We start from the raw sequence: 2,653 nt of genomic DNA, 5'->3' as shown, positions 1-2,653 counted from the left end.
GGAGAGTAGGACGCCGCCGGACAATTCTTAGTGCTTGTGGGGTCACCTGTTACCGGGTGGCCCCACAAGCCATTTCAAGACCTCACAGACAGGGCAGGTCCCAGTCCATCGATCGTGTAGCGCCCGGCGGTCGGAGCAGACGTCGCTCACGGCGCAGGCCCCGAGCCGTGGGCTGCTACGCGTAGACCCACGAGGCCGGCACCGGTACCAGCGAGGCTCGCACTGGCCGGGCCCGACAGCGGCGTCGCGATCATCGTTGGCGGGCGTGCCTACCCAGCTGGTCGGGTCGTGCGCTGTCCCGAGCCGATCGACGACTCCCGCCACCTGAGCGTCCTCGAGCGCGGCCAATGTCAGGGCCCACTCCTCGAGGGACGGTCGGGCAGGCAGATCGCGGCGGGGGTGTGACGTTCTCCGTTCGCCCCGATCGCGAGTCGCGGTGCGGCACCACCTCGCGTGGCGAGGTGTGATGACCCGGCATGGTGGTCGAGAACCTGCGACGACACGATCTGACGTCGCCGGCAGGGCTGGAAGCCGGCTCGTACCGCCGAACGGTTCGACGTGTCGCGGCAGACCGCTGCGAAGTGGACGGCCCGTTGCCGCGAGGAGGGTCCTGACGGCAGCGGCATGAGGGTCCGGTCGAGATCGGCGAGCGGCTCACGATGTCCGGGCCGGCTGAACCGCCTGTCCCACATCGATCGGGCTACCGGCGCGACGACCCGGCGCTACGGACACCAGCACCCCGGCGACCTGATCCACGTCATCGACGACCACTCCCGGGTCGCCTACGTCCAGGCCCGCGACGATGAGACCAAGGAGACCGGGACCGAGGTCCTGCGCAACGCAGTCGCCTGGTTCGCCGTCCGCGGCGTCACCGTTCATCGGGTGCTCGGTGACAACGGCGGCTGCTAGGAGTCCCGCCTGTGGCGTGAGACCTGCGCCGAGCTCGAGATCACCCCGAAACGCACACGTCCCTACCGTCCACGGACCAACGGCACGATCGAGCGGTTCCACCGCACCCTGGCCGAGGGCTGGGCCTTCAGGAAGTTCTACAACTCCGAATCCGCCGGACCCGCCGTTCTGCCAATCGGGAAGGCCCCACCCATCACCAGGTGAACAACCTGGGTGGGCATCACCCCGAGGCGTCTTCGGGGCGCGGCGGCGCGATCTCGGTCGAACGCCGCGCCCACCCTCGGCAGGCCACGCAGGGGGTCACCCCGGGTTGGGCGAGTACGCGGAGATGAGTCTGAGGAAGAGGCGGCCGGCGCAGCAGATCACCAGCCGGGTGATCGTGGACTGCCTAGCCCGCACCGGAGGTGGGCGTGCCTCCGGAGACGATCCACCAGGAAACCACTGCCACGCGAGGGCGAACGGCGACGCGAGGTCAGCGACCCGCTGACGCCCATCAGACAGCGACCCGCTGAAGCCGAACCCGTGATCGGCACCGCGGGCGGGTCGGCCGTTCGACTACCTGGGTGCGAACCCCGCGGCGACGCGGTCCGCCACAGCTTGATCGCCACCGAGCTCAAGGCTCCTTCGCCGACCCGATGGACTCTGGACTGGGGCACCCGGCCGATGGGGGGCCAACCACTCCTGCCACCCGGTGCGCCGGCCCCGTTCGTCCAGAGACACCACCCACCGGGTGCGGATGACAGTGGGCTCGAGGAGTCGGTCAGCTGGACGGGGCCGAGCCAGACGACCGGGGCTGTGCGAGCGGGAACCCCCTGGGGGATGCAGCGGGCTGGGATGTCACCGGTGCTGAGCATCTACTGGTGAGTGCGACCACGGCGCTGGAGGCATGGGCACCACCGGGCCGCGATGGTTGGGACCGTCGGCGCAGCGTGGGTGGAGCTGTCGCAAGGGGAAGGACCACGGCCGCGACGACGAGCCACTGCGCGGGAGCCCGCATGGCGAGCCGTTGCACCACGATGCGAGGAGGTGACTGCTCGGAGACGGGGACGCCGACCCCACGGTTCAAGCGGTGCGGTGGCGGCGCAGGACGACACCGACCCCGTCGCACCGAAGGAAGCCGTGGAGCCACTGACAAGGAGATCGACCGACCGGGCAGCCCGCGGCCGAGTCGAATGTGTGGGGGGGGGGGGGGAGGGGAGGGCGTCGGGCTCTCGTCGTGGCATGCCCTTTTGCCCGACCGGGTCCAGCGACCAGCTCTCCGTCGTGCGTCTCGGCGCCGCCCCCTGGTCCTCCGGCTCCACAGACCGCGGACGTCCACTCGACGGCCTCCGAGCCCGATGCGCGTTCGCTTCCGACCATTGCGGCTGGACGCGCGGTGGCGCCGCGTCATGGCAGGGAGACGTGGATGTGGTCGGGCCAGGACGTCTGTCGATGCCCCCACTCGGCGGTGCTGCAACGCTCGAAGGGGTGTGGACGACTCGATTTGGCGTCTGCCTGGCATCTGCGTACTGTTCTCCGAGTCGCCACGAGCGGCCGCGGCCCGCGAGAGCGGTCCACGAAGCGGCTGCCGGTGTGCGTCAGGAGGACGAGGAAGTTCCCCCGAATCGCGGATTTGATAGCGAGAGGGAGAGCGGGTAAGTTTCTCCGGGTTGCCCCGCCGCCGGGTTGGAAACGGTCTGGGACGGTGTGCGTCTGATTCTTGAGAACTCAACAGTGTGTCATAGTCGACGAATTAGTTTGTTAT

General features: G+C 69.3%; 2 pseudogenes. Both read left to right on the top strand.

What is annotated here, in order from left to right:
- Positions 1-525: 525 nt before the first annotated feature.
- Positions 526-606: pseudogene (locus LPA27_RS19410) on the top strand (hypothetical protein); the annotation flags it as partial.
- A 48-nt stretch (positions 607-654) separates the two neighbouring features.
- A pseudogene (locus tag LPA27_RS19120) lies at positions 655-1,113 on the top strand (DDE-type integrase/transposase/recombinase); the annotation flags it as partial.
- Between the last annotated feature and the right edge of the window lie 1,540 nt (positions 1,114-2,653).

The sequence above is a fragment of the Nocardioides sp. Leaf374 genome (genome assembly GCF_916862475.1).
In the GTDB taxonomy this organism is placed as follows: domain Bacteria; phylum Actinomycetota; class Actinomycetes; order Propionibacteriales; family Nocardioidaceae; genus Nocardioides; species Nocardioides kribbensis.
Note: the sequence above shows the minus strand (reverse complement) of the source record. Positions and strands in the feature narration are given on the sequence as shown.